This window comes from Mesorhizobium sp. P2_E6 (genome assembly GCF_056403835.1).
In genome coordinates this window covers 1-17,682 of record NZ_JBFUEQ010000022.1, presented here as the reverse complement: position 1 = coordinate 17,682, position 17,682 = coordinate 1, and the positions used below count along the sequence as shown (strand labels likewise).

Below are 17,682 nucleotides of genomic sequence, written 5' to 3'. Positions count from 1 at the left end.
CGAGCTCGAAACGAACCTCGATAAAATTGGTATTTTCCAGGGGCGGTTCGAACGTCTCGCAAAACGTTTCCAGGAACGCCTTTGCCATTCGTTCGGCATGGGTTGGACGCAAGCGCCATGCTGCTGATCAAGAGCCGTCGTCTACACGCTCGACTAGGGCGAACGCCTGTAGGTTTTTGGCCTTTCCGTGGTCCTGGTCGGCATTGGCGATAATCGAAAAGAATGCCGCGCGGGGGTAGTGTCTCAGTTTGAAATTTGGGAAAACGCCTAATTCGTTTGGCCGACTTGTGCAAACGCCTATATGCTTAGCGGAAAGCATGGAACCGCAACTGATACCCTTCCCAACAATCGACGCCGCAGAGACGGAAGGCGTTGACGCGTATTGTGCTGGGATCGATCTCGCCAACTGTCCCTACCCAGCGCGAACAGAAGCGGGCAAAGCATGGCGACGCGGCTGGGTTGATGCCGCTGAGATAGACGCTGAGATAAACAAGGAACAACATGCCCACCGGACCTAAAGGCCAGAAGCGCCCCGCCGATGTGATCGGCAATGCCGTCCGCGTCATGCGCATTGCTACCGGCGATGAAGCCGACGACGTGAAGGACGATGGCAAGAGCGCCGCCGCCAAAGAACTTGGATCAAAGGGCGGCAAGAAGCGCGCCGAGAACACGACGCCAGAGCGGCGGGCTGAGATCGCTAAGAAGGCCGCTGAAAAGCGGTGGGCGAAGTAGTCTAGTCGAACACGTTTCGCTGCGGGGTGGGTTCGTCGTTTTCTTCTTCGGAAGGGATCTCGCCGTACTCAGGGCGAGCGATCTTGGCGCGACGCTCCATTTTACGAAGGAACAAGTTCAAGTGGTCGCGTAGATCGGCGAAGCTTTCTGCCGTGAGATTGCTGGGAAAGGTGATAACCACCTCCCCCTCGTCTAGAGTGACAACCTCTTTGCGCATCCCAACCGGAGTGCTTTGGTGGCCGCCCTCATAGGGGACCAGCCAATCTTGTGCGCTAGTCCGGCTCGCGCGAACGTGTTCTGCTTGTGGCTGCATGACCGTCAACTCCTGCGAAGTAGGCGCTGAATCATAGGACGATTGCATGTCGCCGACAAATGAAATTGTCGCGAGATAGGTCTGCGTCGCTTTTCCCGCCGCCTCTGGCGTAAATCCCAATTTGATCAACGCATATCGTAGCGTCCCCTCACTGGGGATCGTTTCAAACTGCGCGTGCAGCTGACGAAAAAGGGTGGGGCGCAGCGCACACCGCTGCAAAGCCTCTTTGCGGTCAGGAGAATCCTCGGGCGCGTTCAGAAGGATAACGGTGTCGTCGCCTACGCGAACATCATCGCCCGTTCCTTCGAGTAGACCGTAGGCCCGCAAAGCTCCTATGATGCCCAATGCCCGCCCGTTTAGGCCATTGTAGCCGAGGTGTGTTGCAAGCACCTCGCGCGGCATCTTGTTGCGCTTCTCCTTCCTGTAGACCGGCTCAACCAGTTCGATTGAGTTCGCCAGGTCGATGGCAGGGTAATTAGGGCTTCGGGTACGTGACATGGACCACCTCCATTTGATGGAAGCTATATGCMGCGATTGCTCTGCGTCGTCAACGGAAAAAATTTATCAGCAATCCAATCGCTGGCCCTTGCACGAATCGCCGGCCCGTGGTTCTTTAGCGTCGAAGGAGTTTGAGAATGACGAAGAGAAGAGTTTCTGGCCCCGGCATCCCGCCGACCGCAGATCGGGGCCAGCCCAAATAGAAAAGCCGCTACCCGGCCCCGGAAAGGAAAGGTAGCGGCTCTAGGTCGGTGACTACGGCGGCCGGTCGGAAGATCGGCCGCTTCGCGCACGTAGCTCAATGGATAGAGCGGGTGGTGTGGAAACCCCGAGGTTGCAGGTTCGAATCCTGCCGTGCGCTCCACCATTTTTACTACGGCTGCCACGCTTAACATAGTGGCAGCCGGAAGTGAATCAATGATTGATATGAAAAATCATGCTTGACACTAAGCATAAAAGTTCAGATATTAGGGGCATGAACAAGCTGCCCCTCAAGACCCGCGTGCAAATCCTCACAATGCTTTGCGAGGGGTCGAGCATGCGGTCTATCTCGCGTGTTGCAGACGTGTCGATCAACACGGTTTCGAAGCTGCTTGTCGATGCTGGCAAGTTCTGCGCTGATCTGCACGACAGTGAGGTGCGCAACGTGGCTTCAAAGCGCGTCCAGTGTGACGAAATCTGGTCGTTCGTCGGCGCGAAGGCGAAGAACGTTTCGGCCATGAAGCAGCCGGTTGACGGCGCTGGCGACGTGTGGACGTGGACCGCTTTGGACAGCGACAGCAAGCTTATCATTTCCTGGCTCGTCGGGGGGCGCGATGGCGAATATGCGCTGGCCTTCATGGACGACGTGAAAGACCGCCTTGCCAACCGCGTCCAGCTTACGACGGACGGTCACCGCGCCTATCTCAATGCGGTCGAGGAAGCCTTTGGAGCGGATATCGATTACGCGATGCTCATCAAGCAGTACGGCGAGCCGGAAGGCAAAAAGACCTCGCCGGAACGCCGTTACAGCCCCGCTGTCTGCACTGGCGCGACCAAGACTCGGATTGAAGGCAATCCCGATCCGATGCATGTCAGCACGTCGCATATCGAACGCGCCAACCTTACGATGCGCATGGCAAACCGCCGCTTCACGCGCCTTACCAATGCCTTCTCAAAGAAGTTCGAAAACCATGTCCACATGGTCGCGATTTACGCGGTTTGGTACAACTTCATCAAAATGCACAAGACGCTGAAAATGACGCCGGCAATGGCCGCCGGCGTGTCCAAGACGCTCTGGTCTATGGAAGACCTTTGCGAGAAGATGGACGCCGTTGCGCCTAAGCCGGGCAAGCGGGGTCCCTACAAAAAAGCGTGAGGCTTAAGCGGTAACACGCGCGCTGGGAATTGCGTCGCAAAGTTTCTCTGCCGCTGCGCGCAGGTCCTCTGCCTTCACTGTCTGGCGAAAATTCTTTGCCAAAACTTCCCGGATGAACTCAGCCGACACTTTCAGGTTTTGCTCATTCTTGGCCATTTTCGTCCTCCTTTTCCAGTTCGTCCCACGTTCTATCAGTTAGAAGGTCCGCAAAATCCTTCAACCAAAATTTTCCCCTTAATTTTTCAGCATTGCGGAAATCCTTAAAGGCTTCGTGTACCTCGATGATGGCGATCAACGCTTTTGCAACGTCATCTCTACGGATTGGGGCGCCGGCCGGGAAGTTCCCTTTGACGAACTTTTTCGTCGCTCTCACCGTGTTAAGCCAATTGGCTCGGTCTGCCTCAAAGAAGGCGACCACGCCCACGTCCGTCATGCGTTGTTCGGCTTCCAAAGTAAGGGCCATTATTTAACCTCCCTCACGTCCGACAACGTGGCAAAAAGTACCCAAATCAATGTGATGAATAATAGCACAAGAGCAGCAATGGCAGCGCATTCATATGTCAGCCATTTGGCCGCGAGCGCCAGAAATGTTGACGCCAAGGCTAGTGCAAATCCGATGAAACCAAACCAGGCTCGCCGCTGGAAACGTGGCAGAACACTTTTGCGCTCGACCTTCTCATACGAATCGAAGCTGGAAAATATACCGCCCAAAAACACTAGGATGAAACCGGCAAGAGCTGCGGCAGCGCCGGCAACCTCTGACATGACTGGTAGTGCGCTTGGCATTTTGCCCCCTCCCAAACGACATACTGGAAGGTCTGCTTGTTCGCAGAAAATCGCAATCGCTAAATTTCAAACTGAGACACTACCCGCGCGGGCGATGTCTTTCTTTGATGCGTTCGGGTGCTCGCCATCTGATCGTCCATGGCGCCGCGAACGTCTCTGATCGGCTGGCTGCGCTGAGCAATACCCAGACCTCAATGACCTTCGATTTCGTGGCGGGCGAAGCGCTCGACGTCAAGCTCCACCATCTGTAGTCGATCGAGTGCTTCTGCGATCAGCTGCTGACAGCCGTCAATATGTCGCTGCTGGAGCGCGCCATTGGACCGCTACGGCAAGCGGCCGGGGCCGCACGATGACGAAACTACAAACGGCGCTGGCTGATGACATGGCGACCGAACGCGCGCTGCAGCTAGACGCCCTGGCGGCCATTTTGCCGATGGATCGGCGCGATTTTCTGACCGAAATCCTGACCGACGACGACGTCGCCACGCTTCGCCATCTGGTCCCGCAAGGCATGGGCGAGAACACGCTGCGCGCGCTTGCCTCGGATGTTGCCTATCTGGAAGCCTGGTGCCGCGCGGCGASGGGCAGTGCCTTGCCTTGGCCGGCGCCCGAGGCGCATGGGATTCCCGGCCAGGCGCCACCATAGCTATCCGGTCATCCTCGCGCTCGTGCCATTGGCCTTCAGCGCCGCCATCAGCATCGGTCCGACAGAAAACTCCCCTCCCCTCGCCTTTTCGGTCAGCACCCGCAGATAGCCGCCGGCCGAATTGATGTGCTGCGCCCTTTGCAGGATGCAGGCGATCACGATCGCGGCGACTTCCTGGCCCATCACATGGCAGGCCTCCTCATACGCCGAGGGCGAAACGCCGAGGTAGCCCCGCACCTGGGCGGCGGTGATCATCAAGTCGCGCCAATTCGCGATCCCCGCAACGGCATAGTCGGCAATTTCGGGGCAGGCCCGCAGCACCAACCCAATCGGATACGTTCTCGGCTGCTCGGGCGGATTGGATCTAGGCTCGGCCTCGGCCCTGCTTCTCTCGAAAGCCGGTTCAAATACAAAAGTGGGGTCTGTGTTTGAATCAGATTGCTGCCGCTCGTTTTGGGACTCATTGCCGCTAGGATTCTTGGTATTCGTGAAGCTTTCCAGCAGCTTGTCCACCGCATTGTGCACATCGACCAGTTCGCCTACGATTCTCTCCAGCTCCGCCAGCCCTGCCCGTCGCGGAATTGCGTCCACAATCGCCCGGAAGCGCCTCCAGATGGTTCCCCAATCCCCGGGCACATCCTCCTCGACGGCGGCCTCGACCAGCTTGTGGATGTCGCGGCGGTGCAGCGTGATGCGTTCCCGCATCAGTTTTAGCGCCCGATTGTCCGCCCGGACCTGGTCGGCTGCCTGCTGAAACTCCGCGGCCCTGGTCAGCAGCGGAGCCAGAGAGAACCCGAAGGCCTCCACGACGGCCCCGCCCTGCCCTTTGCGGGCAAATCGTTTGCCGTTGGCGCTGTCTCGGCGGATGATGACACCGCAACTCACCAGCTCCGCCAGGTTCCGGCGCAGCGTGGAATCGGCCATGCCATGCGCCCGCAGCGACAGCTGCGCGTTCGACGGGAAGACCATCAAGCCGTTTTCCTCGCTGATCTGATCGTCCGGATAGAACGTCAACAGCCCGCTCAGAACGGCCAGGGCGCGATCGCCGACGCCCACGATCGACTTGCCCTCGCAGAGCCATCGGTAGACCTGCCATTTTTCAACGACTTCCCCTTCCGGTATTTGCCGTGACGCCGCGTTGGCTTTCACCAAGGCAAGCGTCATCGGCCGCCGCCCAAAGGGCGTCGTCGCAAACCCACTCTCCATCTCCCTCACCTTTCAAGAAGGCAAAAGAAACCTGCTCGCCGAAACGGCGCCACGACTCTTGACAGTGATTCGGGGAAGTGCGATTCTCAGCTTGCTACAGACCGAGAAGGGCTTCCGCGACGGCGACGTTCGGGGGCCTTTTTCTTTTGCGGTTTCAGTCTCCCGTTTTCTTCGACATTTCCGATTGCCGGAAGGCTTCGAAAAGCTCGTCCAGCCGCTCGGCTATGAACGCACCGAATGGCGAGGCTTCCCTGGCCTTCAAGGCAAGCGTGAACACTTTTCCAGTGTCGGTGATCTTGGCTCGCACGGACCTGTCCTGCGGAGACCAGGCCTTTTCCTTTGTCTTGGCTGCCGCCGGCGGGCGTCTTTCCGGAGCACTCAGAAAGGCGAAGAGACCCGCAAATCGTGCATCGCTGTCTGGCTGAGAGAACTCCGCGCTTTTCACATAGTCGGCCGCCCTGCCCGCGCTGCCAGGATGCTCCATGAGCTTGGCCAGCTGCCACCATCTGTCCCGGCCGACGGCCTTGGCGGCGCCAACCGCCACAATGACTTGTTCGGGAACATTGCTGGTCACCGAGCGCATCTTCGAGAAGGTCGTGTCATCGAGCGCCAAGGCTGACTTCACCGTGTCGGCCGTGTGACCGCGTTTGAGAATGCGGTCGGCAAACAGCGTCTTTTCAATGAAGGACAGATTGGCCCTGGCGGCATTCTCCTGGCCTTGCGCGATGACATGGTCCTCATCGCCCATCTTCTTGATGACAGCGCGCACCGGCCTGCCCAGCTGACGCGCAACCTTGACGCGGCGATGACCGAAGACAGTCTGGAAGCGGCCTGAGTGCTCCGGATGCGGCCTGACCAAGATCGGAGAATCTTGGCCCCTCTCCCGAATTGCCTGGAACAACTCCTGATACGCCTCATCGTCCTCGTCCAGCCGGTCGGCGACGAACGAGGTGTCCACCATCGCCGGGTCGAGATCGACGACCGAACTCTTGGAGAGCTCCTCGAACGACTGCATGATCGACCGCGACGCACCCCGAACGGCATACCCCGATATATCTTGGGCATCAGCCACTGACGGGGCCGGGCCTAAAACACTGCCGAAGATGTCCCTGCGCGCCATTATTCGTCTCCGATCGCGGTCAGCGATCTGATTTCACAGACATAATTGCCGGTTTTTACTGCCGTAAAGTAAGCCGTCATGACCGTCCCCAAGCACGGTGGATGAGGGTGACGATTTCGGCGTTCACCGCGTCGAGCGACTCCAGCGCGCGATCGTATGTCGAACGGGTAAAAGCCGACTTCTCCACCTCGTAGAGTGTCTGCTTGGTCAGACCCGCATCGGAAATCGCCGTCGACTTCAACATCGGGTTTTCGAGAATCTGGCCGGCAAGCATGGACTGCATGAACCCGACCATCTGCGCCTGCGGGATGTCGGTCGGTTCGTAGCGCGTGATCAGGTAGCGAAACCAATCAAGCTCGATCGCGGCGCCGGCGGCCTTGATGGTCTTCAATATTCCGCCGAGCATGAGAAGAAACTGGCTCATCGACATCAGGTCTAGCATCTGCGGATGGACGGTGATCAGAACCGACGTTGCCGCCGACATCGCCGTTAACGTCAGATAGCCAAGCTGGGGCGGGCAATCGACCACGACAACATCATAACGGTCGTCGACCTCCAACAGCGCCTTGGCCATGCGCGTGAAGAACTGGCGGCCGGCATTCGACGTCTTGTCCTGCATGGCCAGCGGCGTGTCGTACTCGTATTCCTGCAGCTCGAGATTGGCGGGGATGATGTCGAGGCCGGGGAAATTCGTCGGAATGATCACGTCCGTAATCGATCTACGCTCGTCGTCATACCGGATCGCTTCATAGAGCGAGAGATTGCGATCGAGCTCGGGCTGGAAGCCGTGCAGTGCCGACAGCGACGCCTGCGGATCCAGATCGATTGCGAGGACGCGGTGGCCGGTCAGCGCCAGATGCTGGGCGAGGTGGGCTGCGGTGGTCGTCTTGCCGCTGCCACCCTTGAAGTTGACGACCGCAACCACCTGGAGCTTGTCGCCAGGTTTGCGGTGAGGGACATACTTCTTGACCTCCGTCCTGCCATGCTGGTCCAGGAAATGGCGAAGCTCCAGCATCTGTGTGGCCGTATAGGAGCGCCGGCCGGACGCACTTTGGTCAGGCAAGGGTCCCTTGCCTTCAAGGTGAAGGCGCTTCAGATTGTTTTGCGAGACACCGAGGTAGTGAGCGACTTCCGCCATGGAGAACGTGCGCAGCGTCTTGGTCGCATTCGGCGGGAACTTCTCCATGCGAAGCTGGTTCAACCGCCGGGAAATCTCGGCGCCCTGTTCGAGGATTTTGTCATCGAACTCGAACCGTGGGAGCCGCATGGATATATTCATTCTCGTCAAAACCTGAATTGGCGCTTTTTGCGAGCAATGCCCTCAACAAGCGCCATTAAGCTCCGATTCGCGGCTACCGGCAAGAAAATTTGAGTTAACAAAAGGTTACGCCTTGCCCGGCCTCCGTCGCTAACGCCTGTTTACGGAACACTCACGACGCTGACGGCGATAAACGGCCACTGGACGCGCCACCCTAAATGCGTGTTCTCGCTGTGATAAGTGTCGATATTTACGGCAGTAAATTTCGCCGGCGGCGAGCGTTCGCAGGAGAGGGAGGGCATCAACCGGAACCGTCTTCAACCGCAGAGCCGCAGAGCCGCAGAGCCGCAGAGCCGCAGAGCCGCAGGCAAGCAGCGACTAACGCTTTGAAAAGGCCTCAGCTGGTCAGCGACGGGGTGAAATGCCGTAAAAGCGCTGTGTGGAGGGGACAGAGAGCCGGGCGAAAAGTCTATCCGCCAAGTTCGGCCAGCGATTGCGCACGGATATGAACCGATATCGCCTCTACGGCGCTCTGGTCCTCGATAGACCACGAGGCGACGGCTTGGATCTACGTCCTCGCACGCCAAATGAAAGCCCTTCTCCACTTTTGGCGTCAGGCTGCGCTTGATCTCGATCGCCCAAGGGCGGCTGCCTCGAGGGGGCAAGGGGGGCAATCTCGGCGCCGGCGGATATGCGATAGAAGTTGGCTTCTGTGCCCGATGGTGCGAGACCGCAATCAATGTCTCAATGACAAAGCCTTCCCAGCTGGCCGGCCACGGAATGGGCGAGAACGTCCTCAAGGGTTGTCAGTCCAAGCAGCATATGTGAAATGCCACTGTCGCGCACGTAAACCGGCGGCGACTTGACTAGACGTTTTCCTACATTTGCATGCCACGGCTCGAGCCTTCGCACCAGCAGCAGATCGATTAGCAGCTCGAGGTACGAGGCAATTGTCTTGCCATCGACTCCGAGGCCCCGGGCAAACTCGGCAGCGTTGAGGAGGCCGGATTGCTGATGTGCCAGCATGGTCCAGAAGCGGCGTAGCGTTTCGGCCGGAATGCGAGGCCCGAGCAGCGGGGATACTTCTTGTAACAGGCCATTGTCGACGATGGTCTTTAGATCGACCGATGCCGCCTGTCGTTTCGCTATGCCGGATGAAACCAGGTCCCGCCGATCCAGCAGTACGGATTGACGAAGATGGGTCGATATGTCGTTTGCATCGACATATTGCCAAATCATGTCGATAGAACTGTAATCTATCGACATATTGTAATTGCAGGCGATCGCGCAAACGGAGGTTATTGGCCTTTGGTAGGGGCGGGCTCCCTCTATAGGGGGTTTACAGCCCGCTCGCCTTAGTGAGGTTGACCCGGAAACGGTCGCGACGCCGCTGGTACTTGCGGGTCATCTCGGCGCTGGCGTGGCCAAGCTGCTTCTGCACATAACGCTCATCAACCTCGGCAGAGGAAGCCAGGCCAGCGCGCAGTGAATGTCCGGAAAACCTCTGTCCCCGCTCGCCCTCGGAGAGATCGCCGCGCACGCCGGCGGCCAAGGCCGTGCGCTTGACCAACCGGGCCACCTCCTGATCGTTGAGCCGATCGACGCCGACCGTTTTACCCTGACCAGTAACACGGCGGAACAAGGGGCCATGCGCGATGCGGGCAAACCTCAGCCAGGTCTCGAGCGCGACAACCGGGCAGGTGGCGTCGGACGAACCGCGGCCGATCTCGACCTCGCGCCAGCCGGTCTTGCCGCGCAGTGTCACAAGAGCACCTTTGTCGAGCACCTCGACCCAGCCGCAGCCATCCTCGGTTTGATCCCGGGCAAGATCGAGGCCGACGATTTCGGAGCGGCGCAAGCCGCCTGCGAAGCCCAAAAGCAGCATGGCGCGGTCACGCAGGCCACGCAGCGTGCCGCGGTCGAGCGTCTCCAGCATGGCAACAAGATCGTCGCGCAGTACGGCCTCCTTCTGACGGGGCGGGGCGGCGTGCGTGTTGCGGATGCCGGCGAGCACGGTGGCGATATGACGGTCCTTCCGGTCAAGCGATTGGCCGCGCTGCGTGTAGTTCCAGGTCAGGGATGACAGGCGGCGCTCGATCGTCGCCACCGCCTTTTTGTCCCTTCCAGTGCCCGAAGCCTGCGCGGTGATATAGAGGCCAACGGTCCGCGGGTCCGGCGGCGATGGATCAAAAGACTGGCGCCGGCACCAGGCGCAAAAATGCTTCCAGTCGGCTGCGTAGGCGCGACGGGTGTTCGCCGAACTTGCTGCCTCGACATAATCGCGCGCACGGTCGGCGAGCTTTTCGAGATGCGTAGGCAACGATGTCTGTCGCGGGTCAAGGACCGGCGGGGGAGGGGAGGGGCCTTCATCCGGCCGCCCCATCTCCATGACGACGTCGACAATGTCCGGCAGGTCATCGGCGTCGATTGCGTCGGTGGACACCATCAAATTACGGGCTTTGCCCATCCAGCCTCGTCCATTCTAATGTCGCAGCAATGCGATTCTTGCAATCGAAGGTGCGGCCAAAGTCCGGAATTGTCCACTGCGAGCTGTGTGACGGAATAGCTGCGGGAATTGCGTCCGCTCCGGTCCTGGTATCGCATCAGCGGGAGCGCAACGGGCCTGTCCGATCCAGGGATGGCCCTCTCAGGGGGTGGTCTCTCCTTGCTTTCATGTTCAACATCCTTTATATTCCGTTCAACAGATGGAGATCCCAAGATGACCATACGTGGCGCAGCGACAGCCGCAAGCGAGGAGCGGATTGCCCACACCCGCAACCGTCTGGTGCTTGAGCAGGCGAGGGCGGTCGGCCTGCTTGGCGCGGCCAAGAACACACGCCTTTCCGGCAGGGTGCCGTCGGAATTGATCGAGGCGGCAAAGAAGCGCGCCCATGTGACCTCCGACACCGAACTGCTTGAGCTCGCCTTGTCGCGGCTGGCCCTCGAGGATGATTTCGGCACCCGGCTCGTCGGCCGCAAGGGCAGCATCTCCGCGGACATCGATCTTGGCATTTGATCTAGGCGGCGCACTGCGGTCCCTAAAGCCACAGCGGCGGAGCGCTGGGCTGGAACGGCGACCAGATTCCGCCCTGTCCTGGGCAGGTGACCAGCCGCCTGTCGGCGGCGTATTGCTCCTCGACACCAGCATCTATCTGGATGTCCTGCAGGGACGCACGCCCGAAGCGGTCGATAACCTTCTGACGTATCGGCTCTGTCACCACTCGGCCGTCTGCCTTGCCGAGCTCAGCCACGTGTTCGGCCGGCTCGACCCGGCGCACCCGACGACGAAGTCGGTCCTGGGAGCCGTTGCGGATACGATCGAGGATATTCCGGCGCACCGGCTGCATGCACCCGACGCCACCGCTTGGGGACGCGCCGGCATGCTGGCCGGCCTGTTGTTCCGGCTGAGCCATCTGCCAAAAGGGGAGGGGCATGAACGCCGCTTCCTCAACGATGCGCTGATCTTTCACCAGGCCGGTATGCTCGGGGCGGCGGTCCTGACCGGCAATGTTGGCGATTTCGATTACCTCAGCCAGCTTGTTCCGTCGGTGCGGGTGATCTTCTACCGGGCAGCGCCAGGTTTGCGCCCGCAGGCTTAAAAGCGTCAGTGGGATGTACCAGCGCTATCGTAGCCGTCCCAGGAAAGACCGTCGCGCTGTGGGATGGTCCGGAGGGTCGCTGGGCGTGAATTTTGGGCTTCTGCTCGACGAAACGGCCATTTCTTCTCACCCTAGCGCAAATACGAACGATAATGCAACATTATCATTCGTTGTCGTGGCGCGACAGGCTGTGCGTTTTGGGACGAAATCAATGGCGCAAAGCGCACGGGCACTTTACTCTCGAAATCATGATTCGCCTCGATTCCGCGACCGCCAGCCCCGTTCCGGCTTGGGCGATCACAAGCGCCGGCGCACCGAACGACGGCGACGCCGCTTTCCGGGCTGGCGCCGCCCTGGGTGTCCTCGACACGCTCGCCCGCGCGCAGCCTGCCTGGGCCAACGCTTGGCGGCAGCGGCTTGCGCTTAGCTGCGCCGCCGCCAGCATGCGGCTCGCCGGCCGCCCCGAGGACGCGGCCGCCTTGCGCGACGCTTGGTATCTGCGCCAGGCCGGGGCCGACCCCGGACCCGCCGGCACCGTCTTTGGCGCCTGGCGGCAGTTGGCCGGGCAGCCGCCCGTCGCTACCCCCGGCCGGCTCAAAAAGATTCTCGACCAGCTTGGTCTCCATTGGGACGCCGAGGCGCTGGCCGCGCTTTGTGAACACATCGACGATCTGGCGCGCTCGGGGCGGCCGGCGCCGTTCGCCGCCGCGGCGATCGCCGCTCACGTCGTCGCCATGCGTCCCGATGCCGAGCTTTTGGCCTGGTGGCTCGCCGACCTGGTGCTGGCGCAAAGCCTGCGCTGGCCGCAGCCGCTGCCGCTCCTGATGGCACAGGCCTCTGGCCCGTCCTTCCGGCCCGAGGCCGGCGGCGGCAAGCGCATCCGACCCGGGGAGAAAAGTTTCGAGCGAGCGGTCTGTGGCGCGCTGGTTCAAGCGGCGGCCGAGGCCTGCCGGCAGGCCGCCGACCTGTCGCGCCGCGCCGAAAAGCTCCTGGCGGTGGCGCCAAAGCTGCGCGCCAAAGGCGCCGGCGACGTGATCTTTTTGCTACTCAATGAAGACGCCGTTTCGGGATCGCTGACGACCAAAAACCTGTCGCGCTTTGCGGCGCGGCGGCTGTTCGAGCGGCTGCAACAGCTGGATACCGTGCGCGAGCTTTCCGGCCGCACCACTTTTCGGCTGTTTGGGTTGTAGGGATGAGCGAAGCGTCTGCCCGCCGAAAGCCAAACGTTCAGCCGGCTTTGCTGGATGTCGAGCTGGAACATCTGCCGGCCGAGCTTCGCTGGCGCGAGTGGATGGGCCGCGTCGAAGCGGTGATTTTTGCGGCAAATGAACTCGTGCCGCGTAGTGTCCTCGCGCGGGTGGTGGGGAAGAACTGCAATCTCGAGCTGATCATCGACGACATCCGCGCCGAGCTCGCCGGGCGCCCCTACGAGCTGGTCGCGGTCGCCGGCGGCTGGCAGCACCGGACCAAGAAAATTTTTGGCGACGCCATCCGCGCCGCCTTCGGCACGGCAGCGGGCGAGGGGGCAAAAGAACTGTCGGAGTCGGAGGCGCTGGTTTTGATGTGTATCGCCTATTTCCAGCCGATCACCCGTGCCGAGCTGTCTGCCTTCTTCGGCAAGGAGGTGTCGCGCGATCTGATCGGCGTGCTGCGCGCACAGGATCTTATCGCCTCCGGGCCGCGTAGCCCGAAGCCGGGGGCCCCCTACACCTATGTGACGACCAAAACTTTCCTGTCGCAGTTCGGGCTCGACACGCTGCGCCACTTGCCGGATTTCGAGGCGCTCGAGGACGCCGGGCTGCTGTCGAAGGACAAGCTTCTGGCCGGCGATATTCCGGTTGGGCTGGCAAGCGGGGAAGCGGACGGCGAAGAGGAAGAAGAAAGGGTCGATGTCGTTGGAGACGAGACGGCCTAAATGTATTAGCGCGTTGCCACGACTGATCGTGCGGCAGCCGGCGATCGGGATCATGGACCGCGACGTGATGGCCGTCGATGGCCGGAAAGATCACCAGATTTGTGCCGCCGGCGTGGCGCAGCGACGGAAGCAGGATACCGCCGAGCCCGGCCGTGACGATCAGGTCCGCGAGCTTCCAAATGGCGGGATTTTATTCGAGCGGTCTGGCGCCAGGCACAGTCCCATGGGCCCGCGCGTTTCTGCGCTGGAGAAAGAAGCGCTTCTAACCAGAAGCCCGCTGACTTCGCAAACCCAGCGCTAGACCTTGTAGTTTGGCATCGCTCGAGGGTCATCTGCAAAAATAACTCGACTTCTAACGTTTAGTGATAGCTAAATTAGCACGAGCTTACGTCAAGTTCCTTTCAGGTAGTGAGCACGATGAATTTTCCGCGGTTTTTAGTCGGGATGTTCACCACGTCGACCATTGTGGTGATCTGGACTTACATAGCAACGGGGTCCGTCTGGAAAGCGCTCGCCTGGACCGCACTCACGTTGATTATTTTGCAAGTTGGATATTTCCTCCTGGCCTTCGGGATTTTCTATCAGCGTTCGACCAAAAGCACCGACGCAATGCCGGAGCCGGGCAGCCCTGTTAAACCACTGCGTCGAGATGATGGTGTTTCACGGTGAATGCCTAGTTACCTGAATCTGGGAGGGTGCGAAGTGTCCGACGAGTTTATTACCGTTCTCATGGTCAACGAGTATCCGGACTACATTGATGCACATGTATGGGCTGCTGAGCTGAAAACCCGCGTGCCGCAGCTGGAGTTCAGGATTTGGCCAGACGCCGGGAACAAAAGTGACATAGATATTGTGCTGATCGATAAGGGCGCCAGTCCTGGCTTTTTTGAACACCATGACGGGGCTAAGTGCCGTCGTCTATTTGGGGGCCGGTGTCGAAGGTATTGATCTTCAGAGCTTTCCCAAGGGTGTTCCGCTCATCAGGCTCGCAACGCGTGAGCAGGCTTCGGAAGTGGTGCAGTACATCGTTCTTCGCGTTCTCTGCCAGCAACGGCATGTTGCGGGTTACATGGGTCTGCAAGCCCGCAAGTCTTGGACTCCGATCGCGCCTCGGAAGATTTCCGAGACAAGAATTGTTGTGCTGGGTGCGGGCCGGATCGGTGGCTGGGCCGCTAAGCTGTTTGCGGATTTGGGCTACGACACGGCGGTCTGGTCTCGCCATCAAAAGACGCTTCCTGGCATACATAGCTACTTTGGTGGTGCCCAGCTTGCCGATGCACTCACAAGTCGGGATTACGCTATCTGTTCACTTCCCCTGACTAGTGACACTCGTGGGATACTGAACTCCAGTACCTTTGGAAAAATGAAGCGAGGTGCCTACCTTGTGAACGTCGGCAGGGGTGCGCATATCAACGAAGCCGACCTGATCCGCGCTCTCGACGAAGGTCAGCTGTCTGGTGCTTGTCTTGACGTGTTTGAGCGTGAACCGCTGGAGGCTTCATCGCCGTTGTGGACTCATCCTGGGGTGACTATCACACCTCATGTCGCGAGTTTCTGGGTGGATTCCGGAATCGACCAGGCCGCCGACCTCTGCGGTCAAATCGCAAGAGGAGAGCCTCTGTCCAACAAGATCGACCTTGAACTGGGTTATTGAATCGAAGTAGCCATTGCCAACTTTGATAGGTTCCGATCTTCATGAAGCGTGGACATCAGCGAGTATGTCACCATATCCGCTGCTTCTTTGCGCCGCACACGGAGGCGAGCCGATAGCGGTCTGCGCCATCTTCGCATCGATCAGAGAGGATGGTAGATAGCGGCCTGTCTGGTTGCCGAACCCTGGCCGGTGCATGCGAGGCGGTCTTATCTTACGAGTTTGTAATTTGGCAGCCGCAAATCTGCCTCCATGGCCATTGAAGAGGGAGTGGACTGCCTTAATTGGGAACCTACCTCGTCGAATGGTCCCTTGCGCATACGCCTCGATCCAGAAATTCTTGCATTTGGACTTTGTTTCTCCTCGTCGTTTTGCTCTACGCGCTGACCTATGGGGAAGACTTGTTGCCCCATGGCGAGTCAGAAGAGGGCTACCGCCAATACAGCGCTGTTGTAGAAATCTTGGTGATGGCCGTTCGCAGCGAGTTTGTACGGTTCGCTTGAACCTCCTTGCGGCGCTTATATCAAGGGGTTTCCCATAGGGCGCCCCCGGCAAGATCGCGTATGTCCGCGCACCCTTCAGTGTCGTCGCTGGCAGGGCAAATGACCGGCCAAGTGGTGACAACCCGTCCCAATCCACCGTCACATTGGTTCGAAACTGTTCGCCTGCATGAATGAACACGTCGCGGGGTACCATATTTAAAACATCACCGAACCGGTGTAGCGCTCCCGTCAGTTCACGAAACAGCGCGGTGCGACCGAATCCCTATAATCGCCCCGAGCAAGCGCAATCATTGTATCTCCATCAGAGTCGACTGCTTGGCAAACTCGGCCGTCGTTCGCGAGGCGATCGGCGCAGATGCTCAATTTGAGCAAGAACTCCATGTACGAGCGAAATCAGCCAGCCCAAATACAATGTCTCATATTCAGGCAGCGCCTTACCAAGGCGGGTTGCCTAACATCGATCACGCGGGCCTCGATCAGCCCATCAGAGGTCAGCAGCCGCCTAAACTGCTCGTCTCCAGATTGGAAACTCCGGAACACAGAGCTTGGCTGATGCCCGCAAGGGAGCTGCCTTTCAGCCAGTTGCGCAACCTGTGGCGCCCGGTCCTGACCACGAACGACAAGGCCAGGACATTCGCTCTTGCCAAAGAGATCGGCCACAAGGTGCGGGCCGAGGAGATCACGACGAAACCAAAGAAGCGTTAAAGGCCATTGCAGCGGCGGTCCGCAGACCCTCATGCAGCCGTAGGCGCTCGCGGGTGCCGGTCTATCGCAAGCTCAGATGAACTCGACCTCACCACCAAGCGCATTGCCATCCTCACCAACCACATGAAGGGCAAGGGCTCGCATCTCGGTGATGCCGGAGAGCGGACTCCTTTCGCATATGCTTGACTAGAGAAGCGTCGTAGTGCTTCTGCTTAGCTGGTGCCGGAGGCACTCATGACTGCATATGTTAGACAAGGTCTTGTGGAAATCGGGGCCAACCCTGCTCCGCGGCGGCGTCCGACCAAGCGCCCTTCCTTCCGCAAACAGGTGGCGGTCGCGGCGCGGTTGCTTGCTGCCCTCGCCAACGACAAGCGCCTGTTGACACTCATTCATTTGATGGATGGCGAAAGAACGGTGTCAGATCTGCTCTCGCCAGTGGGCTGCACTAAGCACTCCATTTCGCTACATCTAAGAGAGCTCGTCGAACATGGAGTTCTCGAGTGTCGCGCCGAAGGCTCCTGGCGGTACTATTCCTGCAAGTCCGAAGAAGCCAAGGCTATCATCAGGTTGCTTGATGATCTGGCCAGAAATAACGAGCTTCCAGCATTGCCATCTGGGGTTCCGCAGCGACCTTGCAGAAAGAGGCGATCAAGGTAGGCCGTCCGATTGGCTTGACAACGATCGTTCGCTCCACCGAGTTGCGAGCGCGTTACAAAGATCGAAACACACCATGGGACAAACTTGATCAAGGCCGATAAAGAGGTGTGGCCACCGCAACCAGCGCAGGAAGGGTAAGGACATCAGGTTTGCCGGCGAGCATCCCTCAAATGCATCGATTTTTGCTGGCATAGCGCCTCAGTCGGCGTCCGCCCTCTTTACTATGGCTCTCAAAAAAATCGCGGCCGATAGCGTGACAACCTCGAATGATATATAACGATTGGCTAATGTGCATGCATTTCCCTGGGGGCAATTTTGGGCATGTCCAGTCCTACAAACCGAAAGGTGCTGTCGAGGAGCATGGTCGAAATGGGCCTCTTCTCTGCGGTGATGAACACCCTGGTGTTAATTCTGCCTCTCTATATGCTGCAGGTATATGATCGAGTTTTGCCCGCCGCCAACCTGGATACTCTCACCTACCTAACCTTGCTTGCGCTTTCGTCGCTTTTGCTTTTCGGAGTGCTCGAAGTCGTTCGGGGCGTGTATGCAAGCCGACTCGCCGCGCGACTGGATGTGTCTTTGGGCACATCGTCTTTTCTCGCGGCAATGGGTGGCCCCCGCGCTGGACTCGGCGATGTCCAGGCCTTGCGGGACTTAGCCACCCTGCGAGGTTTCATCGCCTCACGAACGATTTTCTTTCTCTTCGACCTCCCTTTCGGGCCAATCTTCGTGGGCC

General features: G+C 59.3%; 21 protein-coding genes, 1 tRNA gene and 2 pseudogenes. 15 read left to right on the top strand and 9 right to left on the bottom strand.

The window, feature by feature from the left end; all coding sequences use genetic code 11:
• Nucleotides 1–317: 317 nt before the first annotated feature.
• Nucleotides 318–518, top strand: a complete 201-nt coding sequence (locus AC1D08_RS32635) for a ribosome modulation factor (RefSeq protein ID WP_477425094.1) — start codon at nt 318–320, stop codon at nt 516–518.
• Nucleotides 502–732 carry an RNA-binding protein gene (locus AC1D08_RS32630; RefSeq protein WP_477425092.1) on the top strand — a complete coding sequence of 77 codons (231 nt, stop codon included), beginning with the start codon at nt 502–504 and terminating at the stop codon, nt 730–732. Before AC1D08_RS32635 ends, AC1D08_RS32630 begins: the two co-directional genes overlap by 17 nt.
• A 1-nt stretch (nt 733) precedes the next feature.
• Here the strand turns inward: AC1D08_RS32630 and AC1D08_RS32625 are convergent, their stop codons facing one another.
• On the bottom strand, nt 734–1,543 hold the full coding sequence (locus AC1D08_RS32625; RefSeq protein ID WP_477425091.1) for a hypothetical protein: 810 nt from the start codon (nt 1,541–1,543) through the stop codon (nt 734–736).
• A gap of 287 nt (nt 1,544–1,830) precedes the next feature.
• On the opposite strand from AC1D08_RS32625, the gene AC1D08_RS32620 reads away from it, so the two are divergent.
• Nucleotides 1,831–1,907 (top strand) — tRNA-OTHER (locus tag AC1D08_RS32620).
• Between the two features lie 111 nt (nt 1,908–2,018).
• Nucleotides 2,019–2,900 (top strand): IS1 family transposase, encoded by an 882-nt coding sequence (locus AC1D08_RS32615; protein WP_477425089.1) that lies wholly within the window; start codon nt 2,019–2,021, stop codon nt 2,898–2,900.
• A gap of 3 nt (nt 2,901–2,903) precedes the next feature.
• Here AC1D08_RS32615 and AC1D08_RS32610 read toward each other — a convergent pair whose 3' ends face one another.
• The 3 genes from AC1D08_RS32610 to AC1D08_RS32600 are packed head-to-tail and all read right to left on the bottom strand — an operon-like array spanning nt 2,904 to nt 3,686.
• Nucleotides 2,904–3,056, bottom strand: coding sequence for a hypothetical protein (locus tag AC1D08_RS32610; protein ID WP_477425087.1), 153 nt, complete (start codon nt 3,054–3,056; stop codon nt 2,904–2,906).
• Nucleotides 3,043–3,363, bottom strand: a complete 321-nt coding sequence (locus AC1D08_RS32605; protein ID WP_477425085.1) for a hypothetical protein — start codon at nt 3,361–3,363, stop codon at nt 3,043–3,045. Before AC1D08_RS32605 ends, AC1D08_RS32610 begins: the two co-directional genes overlap by 14 nt.
• Nucleotides 3,363–3,686: a hypothetical protein gene (locus tag AC1D08_RS32600; RefSeq protein ID WP_477425083.1), complete on the bottom strand. Its 324-nt coding sequence runs from the start codon at nt 3,684–3,686 to the stop codon at nt 3,363–3,365. The genes AC1D08_RS32605 and AC1D08_RS32600 overlap by 1 nt, the downstream gene beginning before the upstream one ends.
• A gap of 107 nt (nt 3,687–3,793) precedes the next feature.
• Here AC1D08_RS32600 and AC1D08_RS32595 point away from each other — a divergent pair, with 107 nt between their 5' ends.
• Nucleotides 3,794–3,937 (top strand): hypothetical protein, encoded by a 144-nt coding sequence (locus AC1D08_RS32595; protein ID WP_477425082.1) that lies wholly within the window; start codon nt 3,794–3,796, stop codon nt 3,935–3,937.
• A 98-nt stretch (nt 3,938–4,035) separates the two neighbouring features.
• Nucleotides 4,036–4,302 (top strand): annotated as a pseudogene (locus tag AC1D08_RS32590) (integrase); the annotation flags it as partial.
• A gap of 30 nt (nt 4,303–4,332) precedes the next feature.
• Here AC1D08_RS32590 and repC read toward each other — a convergent pair.
• From repC to AC1D08_RS32565, 5 genes are all read right to left on the bottom strand, one after another.
• Nucleotides 4,333–5,538 carry a plasmid replication protein RepC gene (gene repC, locus AC1D08_RS32585; protein WP_477425080.1) on the bottom strand — a complete coding sequence of 402 codons (1,206 nt, stop codon included), beginning with the start codon at nt 5,536–5,538 and terminating at the stop codon, nt 4,333–4,335.
• Nucleotides 5,539–5,692: 154 nt separating this feature from the next.
• Complete coding sequence (gene repB / locus AC1D08_RS32580) at nt 5,693–6,658, bottom strand: plasmid partitioning protein RepB (RefSeq protein ID WP_477425078.1); 966 nt, start codon at nt 6,656–6,658, stop codon at nt 5,693–5,695.
• A 76-nt stretch (nt 6,659–6,734) separates the two neighbouring features.
• Entirely contained in the window at nt 6,735–7,937 is a 1,203-nt protein-coding gene (gene repA, locus AC1D08_RS32575) for a plasmid partitioning protein RepA (RefSeq protein WP_477425076.1), read from the bottom strand.
• A gap of 723 nt (nt 7,938–8,660) precedes the next feature.
• Nucleotides 8,661–9,182 (bottom strand): DUF4143 domain-containing protein, encoded by a 522-nt coding sequence (locus tag AC1D08_RS32570; protein ID WP_477425074.1) that lies wholly within the window; start codon nt 9,180–9,182, stop codon nt 8,661–8,663.
• Nucleotides 9,183–9,255: 73 nt separating this feature from the next.
• The gene (locus AC1D08_RS32565; protein WP_477425072.1) at nt 9,256–10,383 is read right to left on the bottom strand and encodes a site-specific integrase; all 1,128 of its coding nucleotides are present in this window, start codon (nt 10,381–10,383) and stop codon (nt 9,256–9,258) included.
• A 252-nt stretch (nt 10,384–10,635) separates the two neighbouring features.
• Here AC1D08_RS32565 and AC1D08_RS32560 point away from each other — a divergent pair, with 252 nt between their 5' ends.
• The 9 genes and pseudogenes from AC1D08_RS32560 to AC1D08_RS32520 all read left to right on the top strand — a co-directional run.
• On the top strand, nt 10,636–10,932 hold the full coding sequence (locus AC1D08_RS32560; protein WP_477425070.1) for a hypothetical protein: 297 nt from the start codon (nt 10,636–10,638) through the stop codon (nt 10,930–10,932).
• Nucleotides 10,922–11,515, top strand: coding sequence for a type II toxin-antitoxin system VapC family toxin (locus tag AC1D08_RS32555; RefSeq protein WP_477425068.1), 594 nt, complete (start codon nt 10,922–10,924; stop codon nt 11,513–11,515). Before AC1D08_RS32560 ends, AC1D08_RS32555 begins: the two co-directional genes overlap by 11 nt.
• A gap of 248 nt (nt 11,516–11,763) precedes the next feature.
• Entirely contained in the window at nt 11,764–12,705 is a 942-nt protein-coding gene (locus AC1D08_RS32550; RefSeq protein ID WP_477425066.1) for a DUF1403 family protein, read from the top strand.
• A 2-nt stretch (nt 12,706–12,707) separates the two neighbouring features.
• Entirely contained in the window at nt 12,708–13,430 is a 723-nt protein-coding gene (scpB, locus tag AC1D08_RS32545) for an SMC-Scp complex subunit ScpB (RefSeq protein WP_477425065.1), read from the top strand.
• Between the two features lie 417 nt (nt 13,431–13,847).
• Nucleotides 13,848–14,099, top strand: a complete 252-nt coding sequence (locus AC1D08_RS32540; protein WP_477425063.1) for a hypothetical protein — start codon at nt 13,848–13,850, stop codon at nt 14,097–14,099.
• Between the two features lie 226 nt (nt 14,100–14,325).
• On the top strand, nt 14,326–15,084 hold the full coding sequence (locus AC1D08_RS32535) for an NAD(P)-dependent oxidoreductase (protein ID WP_477425136.1): 759 nt from the start codon (nt 14,326–14,328) through the stop codon (nt 15,082–15,084).
• 815 nt (nt 15,085–15,899) lie between these two features.
• Complete coding sequence (locus AC1D08_RS32530) at nt 15,900–16,289, top strand: hypothetical protein (RefSeq protein WP_477425061.1); 390 nt, start codon at nt 15,900–15,902, stop codon at nt 16,287–16,289.
• A gap of 234 nt (nt 16,290–16,523) precedes the next feature.
• Nucleotides 16,524–16,946: an ArsR/SmtB family transcription factor gene (locus AC1D08_RS32525; RefSeq protein ID WP_477425059.1), complete on the top strand. Its 423-nt coding sequence runs from the start codon at nt 16,524–16,526 to the stop codon at nt 16,944–16,946.
• Between the two features lie 369 nt (nt 16,947–17,315).
• Nucleotides 17,316–17,682, top strand: a pseudogene (locus AC1D08_RS32520) (type I secretion system permease/ATPase); the annotation flags it as partial.

Excerpts from the sequence above, each read along its gene's own strand:
- AC1D08_RS32565 (WP_477425072.1), bottom strand. The coding sequence starts at position 10,383 with ATGGGCAAAGCCCGTAATTTGATGGTGTCCACCGACGCAATCGACGCC.
- repC (WP_477425080.1), bottom strand. The coding sequence starts at position 5,538 with ATGGAGAGTGGGTTTGCGACGACGCCCTTTGGGCGGCGGCCGATGACG.
- AC1D08_RS32560 (WP_477425070.1), top strand. The coding sequence starts at position 10,636 with ATGACCATACGTGGCGCAGCGACAGCCGCAAGCGAGGAGCGGATTGCC.
- AC1D08_RS32630 (WP_477425092.1), top strand. The coding sequence starts at position 502 with ATGCCCACCGGACCTAAAGGCCAGAAGCGCCCCGCCGATGTGATCGGC.
- AC1D08_RS32600 (WP_477425083.1), bottom strand. The coding sequence starts at position 3,686 with ATGCCAAGCGCACTACCAGTCATGTCAGAGGTTGCCGGCGCTGCCGCA.
- AC1D08_RS32535 (WP_477425136.1), top strand. The coding sequence starts at position 14,326 with ATGACGGGGCTAAGTGCCGTCGTCTATTTGGGGGCCGGTGTCGAAGGT.
- repB (WP_477425078.1), bottom strand. The coding sequence starts at position 6,658 with ATGGCGCGCAGGGACATCTTCGGCAGTGTTTTAGGCCCGGCCCCGTCA.
- AC1D08_RS32595 (WP_477425082.1), top strand. The coding sequence starts at position 3,794 with ATGCGTTCGGGTGCTCGCCATCTGATCGTCCATGGCGCCGCGAACGTC.
- AC1D08_RS32635 (WP_477425094.1), top strand. The coding sequence starts at position 318 with ATGGAACCGCAACTGATACCCTTCCCAACAATCGACGCCGCAGAGACG.
- AC1D08_RS32525 (WP_477425059.1), top strand. The coding sequence starts at position 16,524 with ATGACTGCATATGTTAGACAAGGTCTTGTGGAAATCGGGGCCAACCCT.
- repA (WP_477425076.1), bottom strand. The coding sequence starts at position 7,937 with ATGAATATATCCATGCGGCTCCCACGGTTCGAGTTCGATGACAAAATC.
- AC1D08_RS32550 (WP_477425066.1), top strand. The coding sequence starts at position 11,764 with ATGATTCGCCTCGATTCCGCGACCGCCAGCCCCGTTCCGGCTTGGGCG.
- AC1D08_RS32625 (WP_477425091.1), bottom strand. The coding sequence starts at position 1,543 with ATGTCACGTACCCGAAGCCCTAATTACCCTGCCATCGACCTGGCGAAC.
- AC1D08_RS32615 (WP_477425089.1), top strand. The coding sequence starts at position 2,019 with ATGAACAAGCTGCCCCTCAAGACCCGCGTGCAAATCCTCACAATGCTT.
- AC1D08_RS32610 (WP_477425087.1), bottom strand. The coding sequence starts at position 3,056 with ATGGCCAAGAATGAGCAAAACCTGAAAGTGTCGGCTGAGTTCATCCGG.
- scpB (WP_477425065.1), top strand. The coding sequence starts at position 12,708 with ATGAGCGAAGCGTCTGCCCGCCGAAAGCCAAACGTTCAGCCGGCTTTG.
- AC1D08_RS32540 (WP_477425063.1), top strand. The coding sequence starts at position 13,848 with ATGAATTTTCCGCGGTTTTTAGTCGGGATGTTCACCACGTCGACCATT.
- AC1D08_RS32570 (WP_477425074.1), bottom strand. The coding sequence starts at position 9,182 with ATGTCGATAGATTACAGTTCTATCGACATGATTTGGCAATATGTCGAT.
- AC1D08_RS32605 (WP_477425085.1), bottom strand. The coding sequence starts at position 3,363 with ATGGCCCTTACTTTGGAAGCCGAACAACGCATGACGGACGTGGGCGTG.